This is a genomic window from Bradyrhizobium sp. CB3481 (genome assembly GCF_029714305.1).
Classification (GTDB): domain Bacteria; phylum Pseudomonadota; class Alphaproteobacteria; order Rhizobiales; family Xanthobacteraceae; genus Bradyrhizobium.
In genome coordinates, this window is the sequence record NZ_CP121647.1 from 2,721,182 (window position 1) to 2,738,982 (window position 17,801).

General features: G+C 62.3%; 9 protein-coding genes. 3 read left to right on the forward strand and 6 right to left on the reverse strand.

Annotated features, from left to right (window positions below; genetic code table 11):
* Positions 1-816: 816 nt before the first annotated feature.
* On the forward strand, positions 817-1,758 hold the full coding sequence (locus QA643_RS12950; protein WP_283033547.1) for a hypothetical protein: 942 nt from the start codon (positions 817-819) through the stop codon (positions 1,756-1,758).
* Positions 1,759-1,906: 148 nt separating this feature from the next.
* Here QA643_RS12950 and QA643_RS12955 read toward each other — a convergent pair whose 3' ends face one another.
* The 3 genes from QA643_RS12955 to QA643_RS12965 all read right to left on the reverse strand — a co-directional run bounded on the left by QA643_RS12955 (position 1,907) and on the right by QA643_RS12965 (position 5,525).
* Positions 1,907-2,518, reverse strand: a complete 612-nt coding sequence (locus QA643_RS12955; protein ID WP_283033548.1) for a DUF1254 domain-containing protein — start codon at positions 2,516-2,518, stop codon at positions 1,907-1,909.
* Positions 2,515-3,093, reverse strand: a complete 579-nt coding sequence (locus QA643_RS12960) for a DUF1214 domain-containing protein (protein WP_283033549.1) — start codon at positions 3,091-3,093, stop codon at positions 2,515-2,517. The genes QA643_RS12955 and QA643_RS12960 overlap by 4 nt, the downstream gene beginning before the upstream one ends.
* Positions 3,094-3,245: 152 nt before the next feature.
* On the reverse strand, positions 3,246-5,525 hold the full coding sequence (locus QA643_RS12965; protein ID WP_283033550.1) for a PBP1A family penicillin-binding protein: 2,280 nt from the start codon (positions 5,523-5,525) through the stop codon (positions 3,246-3,248).
* 286 nt (positions 5,526-5,811) lie between these two features.
* On the opposite strand from QA643_RS12965, the gene QA643_RS12970 reads away from it, so the two are divergent.
* Both QA643_RS12970 and QA643_RS12975 read left to right on the forward strand, forming a co-directional pair.
* Positions 5,812-6,327 carry a YcgN family cysteine cluster protein gene (locus tag QA643_RS12970; protein WP_283033551.1) on the forward strand — a complete coding sequence of 172 codons (516 nt, stop codon included), beginning with the start codon at positions 5,812-5,814 and terminating at the stop codon, positions 6,325-6,327.
* Between the two features lie 176 nt (positions 6,328-6,503).
* Positions 6,504-8,078: an MDR family MFS transporter gene (locus QA643_RS12975; RefSeq protein ID WP_283033552.1), complete on the forward strand. Its 1,575-nt coding sequence runs from the start codon at positions 6,504-6,506 to the stop codon at positions 8,076-8,078.
* 5 nt (positions 8,079-8,083) lie between these two features.
* On the opposite strand, the gene QA643_RS12980 is transcribed toward QA643_RS12975, so the two are convergent.
* From QA643_RS12980 to QA643_RS12990, 3 genes are read right to left on the reverse strand one after another with little or no spacing between them, the layout of a single operon-like run.
* Complete coding sequence (locus tag QA643_RS12980) at positions 8,084-9,331, reverse strand: adenylate/guanylate cyclase domain-containing protein (RefSeq protein WP_283033553.1); 1,248 nt, start codon at positions 9,329-9,331, stop codon at positions 8,084-8,086.
* Positions 9,328-9,717, reverse strand: coding sequence for a response regulator (locus tag QA643_RS12985; protein ID WP_283033554.1), 390 nt, complete (start codon positions 9,715-9,717; stop codon positions 9,328-9,330). The genes QA643_RS12980 and QA643_RS12985 overlap by 4 nt, the downstream gene beginning before the upstream one ends.
* A gap of 2 nt (positions 9,718-9,719) precedes the next feature.
* A complete protein-coding gene (locus QA643_RS12990) occupies positions 9,720-17,561 on the reverse strand; it encodes a GAF domain-containing protein (protein ID WP_283033555.1) in 7,842 nt (2,613 codons plus the stop codon).
* Positions 17,562-17,801 lie beyond the last annotated feature (240 nt).

Consider the following 17,801-nt stretch of genomic DNA (forward strand, 5'->3'; position numbering starts at 1 on the left):
AGAGGCGTTTTCCGCGGGGGTCCGTTTACCAGTATCTCGATGTCGCTTCGTAAGCCAATTAGCCACGGTCGCAAGTCGATATCAACATTGGTACTCTTAGCGGATGGCAAGGTCGGTAATGCTCAGAACTTTTCGAGGTGTGTGCCTGATTTGCCTGTGCATCCTGGGAGGTGCCGTTATCGTAGCCCTCCTGGAGCTTGTCGCTTATCCCATTGTATTGAAATCAACTGGGTGCAGTTGGACCGATGGACCGCAGAGGTTCACCTGCGGAGACGGTTGGGTCGGTCATTCGATCGCAATTGTCCTCAACCTGCCGATACTATTCTCCTACGCGCGAACGTTTACTCTTTTTGGCGCCAGTGCATCGTTTGGTCGGGAATTCACGCTTTTGCTCTACTTGTTCGACGTTATCTTCATTCTCGCTCTGACCTATCCTCTTCTGATCCTCTTTGCGCGGAAGAGCGGTCGGCGCAGCAGCTAACATCGGCAATGGGGTCACAAGGCGACATCTGCGGTCGCGGCTGCATGTTCGCATACCTTCAAAAGCGGACATCGCCGGTGCATAAGTGAATGTCCGCCATGGGCCAAATGCGGATATCGCGCTGTGGTCCACGTAGAAGTCTCGCAGCCGTTACACTCGCTCGTGAGCCGGGTGACCCAAGTCGCCGATTTCCATCGACCACGGTTCTATTTTTCATCATCCGGCAATACAACCTAAGGATTCAATCGATCATTTTTACGCCCGTTTTTACAGTTCATTAATGTTGGCCCTTCAAAATAGAAGATAGTCAATAATACAACTACAGCTGGGTTCCAATGAATGTACCGGCGGCGGTCATCTCCGCAGCGTTCGGCGCAGCGGTTTTCGCAGCGATGAACGCCTTTCAGTATCGGCCTTCTTCGATCATGCCCGACTACTCGCTGGATAGCATCTTCGCAACGAAGCACTCGAAAGCTCGCCTTGCAGTCACTCGTTTGTTGATCGATCCGGCATCGGCGGATTTTAGTGCGTTGCGCTCGGTTGAGGAAGACAAGGCGGAGTACGTTTGCGGCGCCGTCAGGGCGAAAGATAAATCGGGCCACTATGTCGAGTATCGCGACTTCGTTTACACAGTGGCGGTCGACGTCGCCCGTATCGACGACGACGGTCGGATTGCACATCGGCATGGTGCATTCAGGAGATGCCCAATTTCGGAGGAAGAAAAGGTCGCCCTGCGGAAGATGCCGACAATGCCCGGCGCAGCCTCGATGGCGAAAAATATTCAAACGATCCTGCCAACAGCGGGTGCTACGGTTCTGTCTACCATGACGCCTGATATGTCAGCAGGAGGTGCAATGTCTTCAGGTGGGACCTTGGAGCAACAGGTTGGTCAGATGGCAAGCCAGCTCGGTTCGGCAGGCCAGCCCGGGTCAGTGGGACAGCAAGGGGCAAGTTCGACATTCAAGGCGGCTTTACGGAAGGAGGGCGAGTGGCGCAGCGACCAGCCTCCACTCGCATGGCCAACGTTTCCGTCGGACCACCCGCTGGCGAGACCAGCGAAAAAACGGACCACGGCACAAGCCATGGACTTGGCCAAAGATATCGAGGACCGTTGGGAGAAATCGAACTCCGGGGCCTCCAATTCGCGTCCTTCATCCGATGAGGTCAAAGAAGCCTGCCGCGCGCTGCTCGCAATCGATCCGAAGGATGAGGCATATCCGAAAGCATGGGCGGCGTTCGTGCGGCTGCGAAAAATCGATCGCGACACGGCCTCCTAACGCTGGCCATTTCGCAGTCGAATGTCCGTTGCGGGTTCAAAAGGCGACAATCCGTGGTCGCGGCCGCGTGTCCGCTTTCCCTCGAAAGCGGACATCTCGGATTTATGAGGCTCGTCCTAGGTAAGTAGTGTGCCCACCCAAGCCCTGCTCAGCGCTTGCCCTTCGGCGCGGGCGTCGGGGCTGGCGGCGGCTCGGGCTGCTTGGCCGGCGGCGGCTCGGTCTCCACGGTGCATTTCGACGCCGCCAGCGAAGCTTGCGCCTGCGGCATCAGGCCGGGCTCCGGGGCGAGGGCCTTCAGCACGATCAGGCCGGTCGTGGTCGGGGAATCGATGATCAGCCGGTCGGCGGCGGTGACTTCCTCGTCCTCCGGCAGCGCCGAATGCTGCTCTTCCGTCATCAGGTCGAGCTCGATCACCTTGCGGCCGGCCGAGCGGTCGTTGATGGCGTAATAGGCGACTTCGTTGCGGGTGTAGAACGACACCGACGTGTAGGCCTGGCTGACCGGCACCGTGAGTTTCAGCGGGCCATCCTTGAGGTCGTAGCGGCAGATCGCCACCGCAAAGGCCGGGTCCATGAACGGCATCGGCGCGTTGCTCGGCTCGGCGAGCGGCAGCGCGGTGACGGCGTTCTCCTTGGTCATTGACGTCAGGCGCGAATAGGCGTCCTGGGTCGCGATGCGCGGCAGCGCCAGCACGCTGACGAGATGCACCACGCCGCCTAGCAGCACGCCCGCGATGATGGTGAACGCCAGGCGGATCATGGGCAACCCACCGTCGATATCGAGGGCATCGGCGCGTCGCGCTGCGTCCGCGTCGCGACGCCCACCGGCGTATCGTAAAGCCGCAGCATCAGCGTGTAGCGCTCGATGCCGCCGGTCGGCAGCCAGTTTCCGGCGCGGGATCGCGCCGCCACGCGGATCTCGAATGCGCCGTCGGAGCCGCGCACGATCTCCTGGCTGGTGAAGCCGTAGCGCTGCAGCGAATTGGCGACCAGGTGTCCCTTGCGGTCGAACAGCGTCAGCGTCCAGAACCGGGCCGCCGGCGTCACCCCGGCGACGACCACGTCGCAACGTCCGTCGAGCGGCTTCTTGTTGTCGTCGGTGGTGGCGGTAAAGGCGATGCCGTCGCCGGTGCCGATCGGCAGCTCGCCGCTGCGGGCAATCGAGGCGCGAGAGTAGGGATCGATTTCGGAGCTGCCGCTCTTCGGTCGCGCCGTCCAGGCGCCGATCGTGAGCGTGCCGAGATCGGTGCCCCGTGTCGACGTCACGTAGGTCGAGCCGAGACCGACGGCCGTGGCAAGCGCCAATGCCAGCAAGGTGATGAAGATCAGCCGCACGGGCCTGTGCTCCGAAATCTCACGGCGTCAGATTCCGCGCGGACCGGCTTCATCCGGCAGGTGAAGCGTTTTGCCTGGTTCGCGCATGTCGGCGCGGACGCTTCGCATCTGTTCTAGGGAACGCCAGATAACAACCTGCCGGATCATGCGTTTTAATTCTTCCGCCCTGCCGGCGCACCCTGTTCACCGGCGGCCGTGATGTAGTTCTCCGGAAATGCCAGCGCACCTGAGGTGACCGGCTTGGCGGGCTGCTTCTGATCGTTGGACGAGGTCTTGCCCGCGGCCCTGCCGGCCTCGTCGAGCAGCCGCTCGACCCGCACCAGGATGTCAGCACCGCGCCGGGTCAGCACCGGCGGCGGTCCCGGCTTGGTCTCGAGCACCCGCGGGCCGGCGGCGACGTTGGCAGGCGCGGCAGGCTGCGGCAGCTTGGTGCCCATGCCGATGCCGGGGATTTCCTTCACCTCGACGCCCTGGTGCGCCACCACCATGATGTCGTGCCAGGTCTGCGCCGGCAGCGAGCCGCCGGTCATGCGGTTGGTCGGCGAGTAATCGTCATTGCCGTACCAGACCGCGCAGGTGAAATTGCCGGTGTAGCCGACGAACCAAGCGTCGCGGTAGGCGTTGGTGGTGCCGGTCTTGCCCGCGGTCGGAATGCCGTCGAGGGCGGCCCGGCGGGCGGTGCCTTCGCTGACGACATGGCTCATCATCTCCGCCATGTCGGAGGCGACCGAGGCGGGGATGGCCTGCGTCGGCTTCTTGCCGTCGCGGTCGAAACGCCAGACCAGGTCGCCGGCGCCGGTGCGCACTTCCAGCACCGAATGAGGTTTCACCGCCTTGCCCTTGTTCGGGAAGGTCGCGTAGGCCACCGCGTGCTCGAGCACGGTGACTTCGTCCGAGCCGATCGGCATCGAGGGCGTATCGGGCAGGGGGGCTGTGAGGCCGAATTTCCGCGCCACTTCGGTGATCTTGACGCGCCCGGCCTTGGCCGGGTTCGGCGTCTTGCCGCCCAGCGCAATCGACAGCTTCACCGGCACGACGTTGATCGAGCGGGTGATCGCCTGGGTCAGCGTCACCGAGCCGGAATAGGAGTGGCCATAGTTCTGCGGGCACCAGTTGCCGATGCAGACCGGGCCGTCGACCACGATCGAGGTCGGCTTGAAACCATTCATGAGCGCGGTGGCGTAGACGTAGGGCTTGAACGAGGAGCCCGGCTGCCGGTAGGCGTCGGTGGCGCGGTTGAACTGGCTGGCGCCGTAGTCGCGGCCGCCGACCATGGCGCGCACGCCGCCGTCGAGATCAGCTACGACAACGGAAGCCTGGGTGGCGTGATAGTCGCGGCCGAACTGGCGGAGCTGGTTCTCGACCGCATCCTCCGCGGCGCGCTGCACGTTCATGTCGATCGCGGTGCGGACCACGAAGACGCGCTCGGTGTAGGATTTCGGGAAGGTGTCGACCAGCTTGCGCATCTCGTCGAAGGCGTAGTCGAGATAATAGTTCGGCGAATTCTCGTCGCGGCGGTCGACCGCGACCGCCGGGTTGCGGCGGGCGCCGAACACCTGGCCCTCGGTCATGAAGCCGGCGTCGACGAGGTTGTCGAGCACGACGTTGGCGCGGGCGCGGGCGGCGGGCAGGTTGATGTGCGGGGCGTATTTGGTCGGCGCCTTGAACAGGCCGGCCAGCATCGCGGATTCCGCGAGCGTGACGTCGCGCGCCGACTTGTTGAAATAGAAATGCGCCGCGCCGTCGACGCCAAAAGTGCCGCCGCCCATATAGGCGCGGTCGAGATAAAGCTTCAGGATCTCGTTCTTGGTCAGGCGTGTCTCGAGCCAGATCGCCAGGAAGGCTTCCTTCACCTTGCGCTCGATGGTGCGCTCGTTGTTCAGGAACAGGTTTTTGGCGAGCTGCTGGCTGATCGACGAACCGCCCTGGCGAACGCCACCGGCCTGGGCGTTGGTCACGAGCGCGCGCGCCAGGCCGGGAAAGTCGATGCCGAAATGGTCGTAGAAGCGGCGGTCTTCGGTGGCGAGCGTCGCCTTGATCAGGTTGTCGGGAAAGTCTTCCAGCGGAATCGAGTCGTTGTGCTTGATGCCGCGGCTGCCGATCGGGTTGCCGTAGCGGTCGAGGAAGGATACCGCCAGATCTGACTTCTTCAGCCAGTCGTCATCGGCGGTTTCGCGAAACGCAGGGATCGCGAGCGCCAGCATCATGACCAGGCCGCCGAGACCGATGGTGGCGGCCTCCGACAGCGGCTCGATGAACACCCAGCGCTTCCAGCGGCCGACATAGAAGCGGTCCATGAAGGTCGAGTAGCGCTCGTAGAGTTCACGCAGGCCCTTGCCCGACGAGAACAGCGTCGAGTCGATGCGGGCATCCAGATCCAGGAAGAAGTTCCGGATCTTCTGCTTCACATGCGGGGGTAGGATCTGGCGCACTAGGACCCTTGGTCGTTCGAAACGCTCGCGGCGCCCATCTCGGACGCGATCGATACGTCATGCTTCGATGTTGCGGCAAACCCAAGGCGCTTTTAGGACCCTTGGGGGACTCGCAACTGTTCTATCCGAGCGGGGGCTATAAACCAATGCTCCCGCTCACCATTTTGGTGGTCAGGCCTAACGCGTTCCACGCGTTTTTGGGCCCGTAGTCGGCCCGCTTGCGCATCTATTGGCCGACCCCCTAGAAGGGCCTATCGCCGAATACGATCCGGAACTATTGGACCAGATGACCGCACCGCCCAAACGAGCTTCCGGCCAGGAGGGATTCTTCTGGAAAACCAAGACGTTGGAAGAGATGTCCAACGCCGAATGGGAAAGCCTGTGTGACGGCTGCGCGCGCTGCTGCCTGGAAAAGCTCGAGGACGAGGACACCGGGAAAATCTATTTCACCCATGTTTCCTGCAAGCTGCTCGATTCCGGCCTGTGCGCCTGCAAGGATTACCAGAACCGTTCCGACAAGGTCCCCGACTGTGTCCGCCTGACGCCCGAGAACGTCCGCACCCTGACCTGGCTGCCGCCGAGCTGCGGCTACAAGCTGGTCGCCGAGGGACGCGATCTCTATTGGTGGCACCCGCTGATTTCGGGCGATCCCAATACCGTGCATGAAGCCGGGGTTTCCGTGCGGGGGCGGGTGCAGGGCACCGAGGACGAGATTCCGGACGAGGAGCTCGAAGACCACATCGTGCAATGGCCCGCGCTGCTGCCGAAGCGGGCAAGGCTGAAAAAGCGGCCGAAGGCCTGAGCATAACCAAACGCCCGCGCCTCCTGCCGGACCATCACGCAAACGCGATGGTCGGCGCGCGGGATGCTCCCATGCGCGCGCGGCGCTGCCGCCGGGGCAATATGCCCTCTAATGTGCGGCCATATGGCGATTCCATCTCTGCGGTTTTGGCCGCGTAGAACAATATTACGCTCGACATGAACAAGCACCAACGGCAGGGCGCTGAGCCCGCCGACCAGACGACATTGCCCGAGGATATCGGCGAGGAGCTTTCACGCATCACGACCGAGGTGATCGACGTCAGCGACGCCCCGCCGCTCGCGCCGCCGGCCCCGCTGACCCAGGATGAGGTTCGCACCATCCTGATGAGCCTGTTGCTGACGATGTTCCTGGCGGCGCTCGACCAGACCATCGTGGCCACCGCGCTGCCGACGATCGGCCGCCAGTTCAATGACGTCAGCAACCTGTCCTGGGTTATCACCGCCTATCTCCTAGCCTCGACCGCGGTCGCGCCGGTGTTCGGCACGCTGAGCGACATCTATGGCCGCCGCGTCATGATCACCGTGTCGCTCGTCCTGTTCACGGCGGGCTCGATTCTCTGCGCGGTGGCGCCGAACATGCCGGTATTGATCGTCGCGCGCGGCCTGCAGGGGCTGGGCGGCGGCGGCATCATGCCGGTCGTGCAGACCGTGATTTCCGATGTCGTCTCACCGCGTGAGCGCGGCAAATATCAAGCGTATTTCAGCGGCGTCTGGATGGCGGCGGGCCTGCTCGGGCCCGTGCTTGGCGGCGTGTTCGCCGAGCATCTGCACTGGTCGATGATCTTCTGGATCAACGTGCCGCTCGCCGTCGGCGCGCTGTTCCTACTGCTGCCCAAGATGGCCAAGATCCCGGTGTTTCACCGCCGCCGCAAGGTCGACTGGCTCGGCGGGGTGCTGCTGATGGCCTCCGCTGTGGTCGTCATGCTGGTGCTGACCTGGGGCGGCAACCGCCATGCCTGGCTGTCGCCGGCGATTATGGCGATGATCGGTGCGTCGGTGGCGCTGGCGCTCGGCTTCGTCTGGCATGCGCGAACTGCCGAGGAGCCGTTTTTGCCGTTGCCGCTGCTCGGCGGAACGGTGGTGCCCTTTGCCATGGTGGCCGGCGGCTGCGCGCTCGGCGCCATCACGGGCCTGACCGTGCATCTGCCGCTCTATTACGAGGTCGTCTATCACCTGAGCGCGAGCGAGGCCGGCCTCGCATTGATCCCGCTCGCCGCGATCTCGACCTGCGGCGCGGCGATCGCCGGACGGACCATGGCGCGCGCCAAGCATTACAAGCGTGTCGCGATCGTCGGCACGTCGGCGGCCACGATCTTCGGTGCGGTATTGACCGCGACGACGCTGCCGCTGTGGGCGTTGCTGGTCGTGCTGTCGCTGTTTGCGCTCGGGCTCGGCACGACGTTCCCGGTCAGCGTGGTTTCGCTGCAGAACTCGGTGGCGCGCCCGCAGATCGGCACGGTGACGGGCGCGATGAATTTCTTCCGCTCGCTGATGTCGTCGTTCACGGTCGCCGCCTTCAGCGCGATCCTGTTGATGGCGCTGGGGGCGGGCATCTCGCTCGGCGAACATCGCGGGCCGGCGAATGCGATACCGGTGGCCGACATGGTCACCGCGTTCCATTACGTGTTCGGCGCCGCCACCGCGCTGCTGGCCTGCGCCGCGCTGTGCATCATCCTGATGGAGGAGCGGCCGCTCGCCGGTCCATCGACGCCGGCGGAGATGGCGGAGTAGGGCGTCTATTCGATTTGCATGCGGGCGCCCTTGGCGCCGTTCAGCAATCGCTTGAGGTGAAAATTGGCCAGAGGGTCCTCGGCATGCGAGCCGACAAGTGCAGCAAAGGCCGGCATTGCAGCGCCGTCGCCGGCCTCAAGCTTGGCGAAAGCATCGCCATACTGCGATGTCGCTGGCGCTCCAAAACTCGCCGCCGATAACGGCTCGTAAGCGCGCAATGGTTCGCTGCGCCCACGCAGCACGAGATCACCGATTGGTCGACCCCTGAAATTCTCCGCCGCGCTTGCAATTGTCGCGCTGACGCAAATCCGGGTGCCGAGAAACTTGTTCGCTCCTTCAAGCCGCGCCGCCGTGTTGATGGTGTCTCCGTAAGCGGTGTAGTCAAAGAAGCGGTTGCCGCCGAAATTGCCCACCAGCGCAGGTCCGGCATGAACACCAATGCGGGTCGCACCGAAATTCACACCTTTCGCTTTCCACCGTTCGCGAAACGCTTCCGCCCATAGGTCAAGTTCCTGCGCACAGGCAACCGCGCGCGTCGCATAGTCGGGCTGGTCGCTGGGCGCATTGAACAGAACCTCGATCGCATCGCCGATCACCTTCGCCACGGTTCCCTCGTGCGCGAAGACGACGTCGGTCATTCCGGCCACATATTCGTTGAGAAGCTCTCCGAGCAGTTCAGGCACGGCAGTCTCAACCAGCGACGTGAAACCGGTTATGTCGGTGAAAATGACCGCAACCTCTCGCCAGGTCACCTCCGTGCCGTCGCCAACACTGGCCGCAAGCCGCTTGGCGAGCTCGGGCGAGAAATAACGGGAGAGCGAGGCATGGGCGCGCTCGGCTTCCGCCTGACGGCGACGAGCATCGCGCAGCACTTCGATGTGCCGCAGAGTCTTGTCGATCGTCGCTTCGAGATCGGAAAAATCGATCGGCTTGGTCAGGAAGTCGAACGCGCCGCGATTCATCGCAGTGCGGATGTTGCTCATGTCGCCGTAAGCCGACACGATAATGGTGGACTTTTTATCCTCGGCTTCCTGCAGTTTGGCGAGCAGCGACAAGCCGTCCATTCGCGGCATGTTGATGTCGGAGACCACCAGGTCGACGTGCGGATGCTGCTCGAGCGACTGCAGCGCCTCGAGCCCGTCACGCGCAAACATGAAGCTGACTGAACCCTCGCGAACCTGCCGCCGGAATTTCTGAAGGATCAATGCCTCCAGATCCGGCTCATCATCGACCACGAGGATGGTTGCAGTCATGCGGCTTGCTCGACCCTGGCATCGATCTCCCGACGCAGCGTCACGAAGTCGATCGGTTTGGTCAGAAGGTCAGTCGCGCCGTTCTCGAGTGCCTTGCGCTTTGTGTCGGCGTCGCCATAGGCCGTGATCATGATGACCGGCACCTCGGGCCGCATCTGCTTGACCTTCGGCAACATCTCCAGTCCAGTCATGCCGGGCATATTGATGTCGGACAGAATCAGAATCAGCGAATGCTCGATGTTCGAGCCGACGCGCTCCAGCGCATCCGGTGCGGAATTGGCGAAGTCCATGACGAACCGCTGCGCGCGCAAGTCACGGCGGAATTGCTGGCGGAACAACGCTTCGATGTCGGGCTCATCATCTACAACCAGAACCAGAACGCTCACGGCTATCCTCTGGAGTTTTCTGCAAAATTGCTTGTTCGCGGCAACACGATGCGGAATTCGGTGAAATGACCTTGTTCAGTATTCACGTCAATTGTGCCGCCATGTTGTTTCACGATGATGTCGTGGCTCATCGATAATCCCAACCCGGTTCCTTCACCGGCCGGCTTGGTCGTGAAGAAGGGGTTAAACATCTTCTCTCTTACCTCGAGCGGTATGCCGGTCCCGTTGTCGCGGATGCGGATTTCGACGGCATCGCCGAGGTTTTTTGTGCTCGCCCGGAGTGTCGGCTCGAAACCGGGCTCGCCGCCTTCCTTGTTGCGCTTGGTCACGGCATGGAAGCCATTCGAGACCAGGTTGAGGATCACGCGGGTGATTTCCTGAGGGAACACGTCGATCTGCCCCGCGGCGAGATCGAAGTCGCGCTCGAGCGTGACATTGAAGCCGGGCTTCTCGGCGCGGGCGCCGTGATAGGCGAGGTTGAGACTCTCGTCGACCAGCGCATTGATGTCGGACGGCCGATGCTCGCCGCCGCCCTCGCGCGAATGCAGCAGCATGTTCTTGACGATGGAATCGGCGCGGCGGCCGTGCTGCACGACTTTTTCCAGATTGCCCTTCAAAAGCCCCGTCAGCTCGTCGACCTCGGTGCGGACTTTCCCCGCGAGCTCAGTCGGCTTGAGGATGTCGTTCAACTCCTCGGTCAATTCGGCCGAAAGGGCGGCGAAATTGTTGACGAAGTTGAGCGGGTTCTTGATCTCATGCGCAATGCCCGCGGTTAGCTGGCCGAGCGAAGCGAGTTTTTCGGTCTGCACGAGGCGATCCTGCGCGGTGCGGAGATCGTCGAGCGATTTGGAGAGATCACTGGTGCGCTGGCGCAGTTCGTTGAGCAGGCGGGCATTCTCGATGGCGATCACGGCTTGAGCCGCGAACTGCTTCAACAGCGCAATCTGTTTTTCGGAGAACGGACTATCTTCCTGCCGGAAGATCATGACATTGCCGACCACGCGTTCGTCCTTGAGCAGCGGCACAGCCAGCAGGCTGCGTGCGCCGCCGATGTCCACCAGTGCACGGCGATTCGGGTCGCCGCGGCGATAGGCCTCGGAATCGATCAGGTGGAGAATTTCCACATGAGGCTCGCCCTGCAGCAGGAGGGCCGGCGCCGTGCCCGGTCCATAGTCGAGCGGCTGTCTGCGGCGGAATTCGTCGTAGGCAGGCGGCAGGCCGTAGGTAGCTGCCGTATGGAAGTGCGAGCCATCATAGGTATTGAGCACGCCGAAATTGGCGCCGCAGAGCTGCATCGCCTTGCCAAGCATGGCATCGAAAACCGGCGCAAGGTCGCCCTGCGATGAACTGATGGCGTGCAAGACCTCAGAGGTAGCGGTCTGTTGCTCCAGCGACTCCGTGAGCTCGCGCGTGCTGGCCTGAACCTCCTCGAAAAGACGAACGTTGCCTATGGCGATCACCGCCTGATTGGCGAAAGTCTGCAGGAGCGCGACCTGCTTGTCGGTAAATGGATGCACCTCCGTACGCCTAAGCAGGATCGCACCAATGCTTTCGTTCTCGCGCAGCATGGGAACGCACAATATGCTCCGAATGCCGTCCCTCCGCGACAGTTCTCGCGATTCCGGAAAGTCCGCCGCTTCTTCTGAAAAGACATCGCTCACATGGACCGGGATCTTATCAACCATCGAGCGCCCCGCGACATAGCCGCGGTTGATTGCGCGATTCTCACCAAAGACGACAGGGATGGGGCCATGATGTGCCTTGTAGCCGAGGCGATCGCCTTCTCTTAGGAATACGATGGCGTCATTGGCGTCACAAAGCTCGCAGGCACTCTCCACTATCGCGTTGAGCACAGGTCCGACGTCCGTCGGTGAAGAGGCGATAACCTTGAGGATATTGGCGCTGCCGGTCTGGTGGGTGAGGGCCTCGGTCAGATCGCGGGTCTTGGCCTGCACCTCCTCGAATAGTCGGACGTTGCCGATCGCTATCACGGCCTGATCGGCGAAGGTCTCTAACAGCGCGATCTGCTTGTCGCTGAAGGCTACCGGTTCCAGGCGACGCAGCGCCAGCGCGCCGATGGCCTCTCCCTCCCGCAACAGCGGTACGCTTAACGTGCAGCGGTGGCCCTGTTCGCGCGATTGCCGCTGCCCCTCGGGAAACTCGCCGGCTTCGGGAGCTTCAAAGTCCGGCACCTGCACCGGCACCTTGTCGACGACCGAGCGACCCACCACCCATTCTCTGCTGATCGGACGCGGCTCCTGACCTGTCGGAATGGGGCCGTGATGGGCGCTGAAATGCAGATCGTTGCCGATCTTCAGGAGCACGCCCGCATCATAGGCGTCGCAAAATGCGCAGGCGCTCTCGACGATGGCCTGCAGGGCCGGTTGGACGTCGGTAGGCGAGGAGGCGATCACCTTCAGCACGTCACCTGTGGCGGTCTGCTGCTGCAGAGATTCAGTGAGGTCGCGCGTCTTGGCCTGCACCTCTTCGAATAGCCGGACGTTGCCGATGGCAATCACGGCCTGGTCGGCGAAGGTCTGCAGGAGATTTACCTGCTTGTCGCTGAAAGGATTCACTTCGGTTCGTCGAAGAATGATGGCGCCTATGCTTTCACCTTCGCGAAGCAAGGGGACGGCCACCATCGTGCGATGGCCCATGCGGGAGGACATGTCGCGCCCATCCGGAAATTCGTCGCCCTCGGCCATCAGGTCATACACGTGCACCGGTCTCTGATCGACAAAAGCACGTCCCGTCACCCATTTGCGGTTGATGGGCCATTTGTCGAAGTCCATCGGGATCGGCCCATGGTGCGCGCTGAAGCGAAGGTAGTCACCGTCCCTGAGGAACGCGATGCAATCGTAGGCCTCGCACAAGTCACAGGCGCTTTCCACGATCGCCTTCAGGACCGGCCCCACGTCTGTCGGCGAGGAGGCGATCACTTTCAGGATGTTGGCGCTGCCGGTCTGATAGGTGAGCGCTTCGGAAAGGTCCTCGGTGCGTTGGCGCAGTTCGTTGAGCAGGCGAGCATTTTCGATCGCGATCACGGCCTGGGCAGCAAAGTTCTGCACCAGCGCGATCTGCTTTTCGGTGAACGGCCGGACCTCCTGACGGTAGATGCCGATGGTTCCGACGAGCTGATCCTCCTTGAGCATGGGCACCTGCAGCAGCGTGCGTGCGCCTCCGAGTTCTGCAACGGCGATCATGCCCGGATAGCCCTCAAGATAGGCCTCATGCTGCAGGACATCACGGACGTGAACAGGCTGCTTCGTGTCCACGACTTGGCCCAGCGGAAGCTTCGGGTCGATGCGGATCGGAGTCTGCGCAAGAAATTCGCTGAAGGCGGGAGGCAAATTCCACGCGGCGACGCCGTGAAATTGATCGCCTTTCAATAGGCGCAGCATCGCAAATTTCGCCTCGCAGAGCCGCCCAGCGTTTTCCAGCATGGTGTGGAACACCGGCTCTGGTTCGCCGGGGGAAGCGCTGATCACCCTGAGTACGTCGGCGGTGGCGGTCTGCTGCTGCAGTGATTCCTGCAGATCGCGCGTCTTCGCCTGGACCTCGTCGAACAAACGAACATTTTCGATGGCGATGACGGCCTGGTCGGCGAACATCTGCAATAAGCGGGTATGCTGCTCGCCGAATGGGCCGGGCGCGACACGGGTGACGGTGATAATGCCGACGGCCTCGCCTTCGTTCATCAGCGGCGCGAACAGCATGCTGCGGTAGCCGCGCGCGCGTGCGATGTCGCGCGCCGCCGGTTCGAGATCGGTATCGGGCAATTCCGCGGGCGCGCCATCGCGCGTCAGGTGGTAGGGCGGAAACTCGGCGAGTGTAACCGGGAATGAAGACTGCAGGACTGCGTCGCCTTCTGCATCTGTTGGTGTGAAGGCCGCGAGATGAATCTGGCCGTCGACATAACGGAACACCGCGGCCGAAAAGCCGCCGATCAGGCGGTTGGCACTGTACGCAATCGCGTCGAATACCGGCTGCACGTTCGATGGCGAGGAGGCGATGACCTTCAGAATGTCGGCCGTGGCGGTCTGCCGCTCCAGCGCCTCGCGCGTCTCATTGAACAGCCGGACGTTCTCGATCGCGATCACGGCCTGGTCGGCGAAAGTAGCCACGAGATCGATCTGCTTCCGCGAAAACGGCTCGACGCGCGTGCGCGCCAGAACGATCACGCCGATCGGTTCGTTTTCGCGCAGCAACGGCACGCCGAGCGTGGTGCGTTGGCCGGCGAGCGTGGTTGTTTCATGCAGCGTATATTCGGGATCAGCCGCAACATCCACAATCTGGACGGGGCGCCTTTCGAGCACGGCGCGGCCGGTCACCGTACCCCGGTCGACTGCCAGCGGATGGTTATTGAGAAAGTCGATGTAAGCTTGGGTGTAGCCGACGGCGGCTCCCGCGCGGTACTCGTCGCCTACGCGGCGCATGATGAAGGCCATATCGGCTTCACAAAGCTGTCCCGCCGAATTCACCAGCGTGTCGAGCACCGGTTGCAAATCGAAGGTCGAGCGGCTGATGGTCTTGAGCACGTCGCCGACCGCCGTCTGCTGCCGCAGCGATTCCGTGAGATCGCGCGTCTTGGCCTGCACCTCCTCGAACAGCCGGGTATTCTTGATGGCGATTACGGCCTGGTCGGCGAAGGTTTGCAGCAATTGAATATGATGCGGCTCGAATGTCCCAGGCTCCTTGCGGGTGACGGTGATGGCGCCGATCGGACCTTCGTCGCTGTTCATGGGCACGAGCACCATGGAGCGAAAGCCGCGCGCTCGTGCCATGGCCATGGCCGCCGGCGGTACGCGCGATTCGCGCTCCATGTCGAAAACCTGGGCGACCTCACCGCCGCGGACCAGCTCGAAGAGCGGATAGTCCGCCAGCCGACGCGGGTACAACGCCCTAAGGGCGGCATCAGCCTCGGGGTTAACTGGGGTGATCGCTCCCAGCTCGACCCTGTCGCCGACGTACATCGACACGGTCGCAGAGTGGCCGCCGACCAATTGGATTGATCGCGCCGCGATTGCCTCGAACACCGGTTGCAGGTCGGATGGTGAAGAGGCAATGACCTTCAGGATGTCCGCCGTCGCTGTTTGGCGTTCGAGCGCTTCCTGCGTCTCCTTGAAAAGCCGCGCGTTCTCGATGGCTATCACTGCCTGGTCGGCGAAGGTCTGCAGCAGCGTCAGTTCCTTGTCACTGAACCCGCCTTTGTTCCGCGACGCGCCGATTGCGCCGATGCCGCGCCCGTTCGACACCATCGGCGCGTAGGCCATGGACTCGTATCCTGCGAGTTGGGCAACCCGTCGCACCGTGCGCGTAAGCTGAGGATCGTTAGCAACGTCGGAGTAATGCACCGCGCGCCGCTCGCGAATGGCGCGACCTGCAGGAGATTTGTCCAAAGGGGCAGGAAAGCTCGCCGCCACGGCGTCGTGTTGCTTGCCGACATAGGCGCCGAGTGTGATGGTGTCTTCGCCATCGAGCAGCAGCACAGCCGTCTCGTCGCTGCCGAACAGATGCTTGCAACTGTCAAGAATCTTGTCGAACACCGGTTGAGCGTCGGCCACGGAGCTGCTGATCACGCGCAGGATGTCGGAAGAGGCCTTCTGTTGCTCCAGCGCTTCCTTGGTCTCGTTGAACAGCCGAGTGTTCTCGATCGCAATCACCGCCTGGTCGGCGAAGGTCTGCAGCAATTGCACGAAGTGGTCTGAGAACGGACCGGGTTCTACCCGGGTGACACTGATCAAGCCGATCGGCGTACCTTCGCGCAGCAGCGGAGTAAGGAGCATGCTGCGAAAACCGCGTGCCCGCGCGATGTCTCTAATGTCGTCGGACAGGGCTTCCGTATCCGCGGCCTGCACAGTTCGCCCGGCCTGTACCATCGCAAATGACTGGAAATCGGCAATCGGACGCGGGAATGAATTCTTCATTATCACGTCGGCCGCCGGGTTCGTCGGCGTGATGGCCTGCAGGTGGGCAGTCCCGTCAATGAAACGAAACACCGCGGCTGAGAAGCCGCCGAGAAGCCGCTTCGCGCTTCCGACAATCGCCTCGAACACCGGTAGGACGTCGGAAGGAGACGACGCGATGACTTTCAATATCTCCGCGGTCGCGGTCTGCCGCTCCAGCGCTTCCTTGGTTTCATTGAATAGCCGCACATTTTCGATCGCGATCACCGCCTGAGCGGCAAAGGTTTGCAGCAACTGTACATGATGCGACGCGAAGGCGCCGGGCGCTTCGCGCGTCACGCTGATCATGCCGACCGGCGCGCCGCGGTTCATCAGCGGCGTGAACAGCACGCTGCGAAAACCGCGCAGCCGGGCCAATTCCCGGTTTGCCTCCGGCACCGCTTCGGCCTCGGTGTCGGAAAACTGGATAGTCTCGCCATTGCGAACCAGGGCAAAGGTTGGGAATTCCGCGAGCTTGCGCGGGAAGGAGGCTTTCAACGCTTCATCGGCTTCGGGACTCGTCGGCGTGTAGGCGACGAGATGGAGTTCATCGCCGACAAAATGCAGCACGGTGGTCGAGAACCCGCCGAGCAATTGCTTGGCGTTCGAGGCGATGGCCTCGAACACCGGCTGGATGTCTGCAGGTGAAGAGGCGATCACTTTCAGGATTTCGGCCGTTGCGGTTTGCCGCTCCAATGCCTCGCGCGTCTCGTTGAACAGCCGTACGTTCTGAATAGCAATCACAGCCTGATCGGCAAAGATTTCCAGCAGCCGGATCTGGCTGTCGGAAAACAGACCGGGGTCGCTCCTTGCCACGAAAATTGCGCCAACGACCTCGCCTTTGTGATGCATGGGCACGCCAAGACAGTTCCGGTACCCGGTCTGTGCGGCGAGACCCTTATTGTCGTAGGTGGTATCGGCGAGTACGTCGCCAATGTGAACGACGGTCCCGGACTTGATGGTCCGCGCGGTAACGGTCTGGCGATCAAGCGGCATCGGGAAGTGCGCGCGAAAGAGCTCGACGCCCTCTCTGCTGATTCCACGAATACCGGCGACCCTGATGAGGTCGCCATCGAGAACGGAAATAACGCTGATTTCCGCGTTGCACAGCTTCTCGGCACGCTCGCCAATGACGTCAAACACCGGCCCGGCGTCGGTCGGAGACCGGCTGATCACATTCAGTACGTCGGCTGTCGCCGTTTGACGCTCCAGCGTCTCCCTGGTTTCGTTGAACAGCCGCACGTTCTGGATGGCAATGACTGCCTGGTCCGCGAAGCTGTTCAGCAGTTCGCACTCCTTGTCGGTAAATGGCACCATGGACGAGCGGCCCACGAAAATCGTGCCGATCGCCTTGTCTTCCCAGAGCATGGGGGCAATGGCCATCGAATAATTTTGTCCAATCCGGCGGGCCGTCTCGCGCAGCTTGATCGGCATGTCGGGATCGTTCTGGACGTCGGCAGAACGCACCAGCTTCCGCTCGCGGATCGCAAGCTCGCTTGCCGTTCCTTCAACGGGAATTGGAAACCGCTCGCGCGCGGCCTCGGCGCTTGCGCCACGCGCGGCCGCAATCCGCAGCAGGCCGTCATCGTCGGTGAGAAAGATCAGGCTCTCTTCGCCGTCAAAGAGATGCTTGATGCTGGAGAGGATGCTTTCGAATACCGGGTTGGTATCGGCCACCGAACTGTTGATGACGCTGAGGATGCCGGTGGAAGCCTTCTGCTGCTCATGCGCCAGGTTCAACTCCCGGCGCAGGTTCGCATTCTCGGTCTCAAGCTCGACCTGGCGCGCCTTCGCCTCATCGCGTTCGGCGCTGACGGATTCGAGGTGCGATTCCAGCTCGGTGATGGCTGATTCCAGCTCATCGATCGCGACCGACCTGTGCTCGGGAAGTGTCGCCATTCCAGCTATTCCTGCCCGGAGCGCGAGGCATGGTCCTCGCGTCGCGGTTCCATCCTCCGGATTATTTCATTCCGGAAGCCTTAGAGCCAGCGGCCATAGCGGCCTTTAGGTGGCGTTCGGGCGCTCACGTTTCAGGGGTGCCCCAACCGTGCAGCCCAAGGCCTGCGCCGCCCTGTGCATCATCCTCCATGGAGGAGCGACCGCTCGCCAGCCCCTCGACGCCAGCGGAGAGGGCGGAGT

Bases quoted from the DNA above. Each gene is read 5' to 3' on its own strand.
- QA643_RS12970 (WP_283033551.1), top strand. From the start codon at position 5,812: ATGACCGCACCGCCCAAACGAGCTTCCGGCCAGGAGGGATTCTTCTGG.
- QA643_RS12950 (WP_283033547.1), top strand. From the start codon at position 817: ATGAATGTACCGGCGGCGGTCATCTCCGCAGCGTTCGGCGCAGCGGTT.
- QA643_RS12980 (WP_283033553.1), bottom strand. From the start codon at position 9,331: ATGACTGCAACCATCCTCGTGGTCGATGATGAGCCGGATCTGGAGGCA.
- QA643_RS12955 (WP_283033548.1), bottom strand. From the start codon at position 2,518: ATGATCCGCCTGGCGTTCACCATCATCGCGGGCGTGCTGCTAGGCGGC.
- QA643_RS12990 (WP_283033555.1), bottom strand. From the start codon at position 17,561: ATGGCGACACTTCCCGAGCACAGGTCGGTCGCGATCGATGAGCTGGAA.
- QA643_RS12975 (WP_283033552.1), top strand. From the start codon at position 6,504: ATGAACAAGCACCAACGGCAGGGCGCTGAGCCCGCCGACCAGACGACA.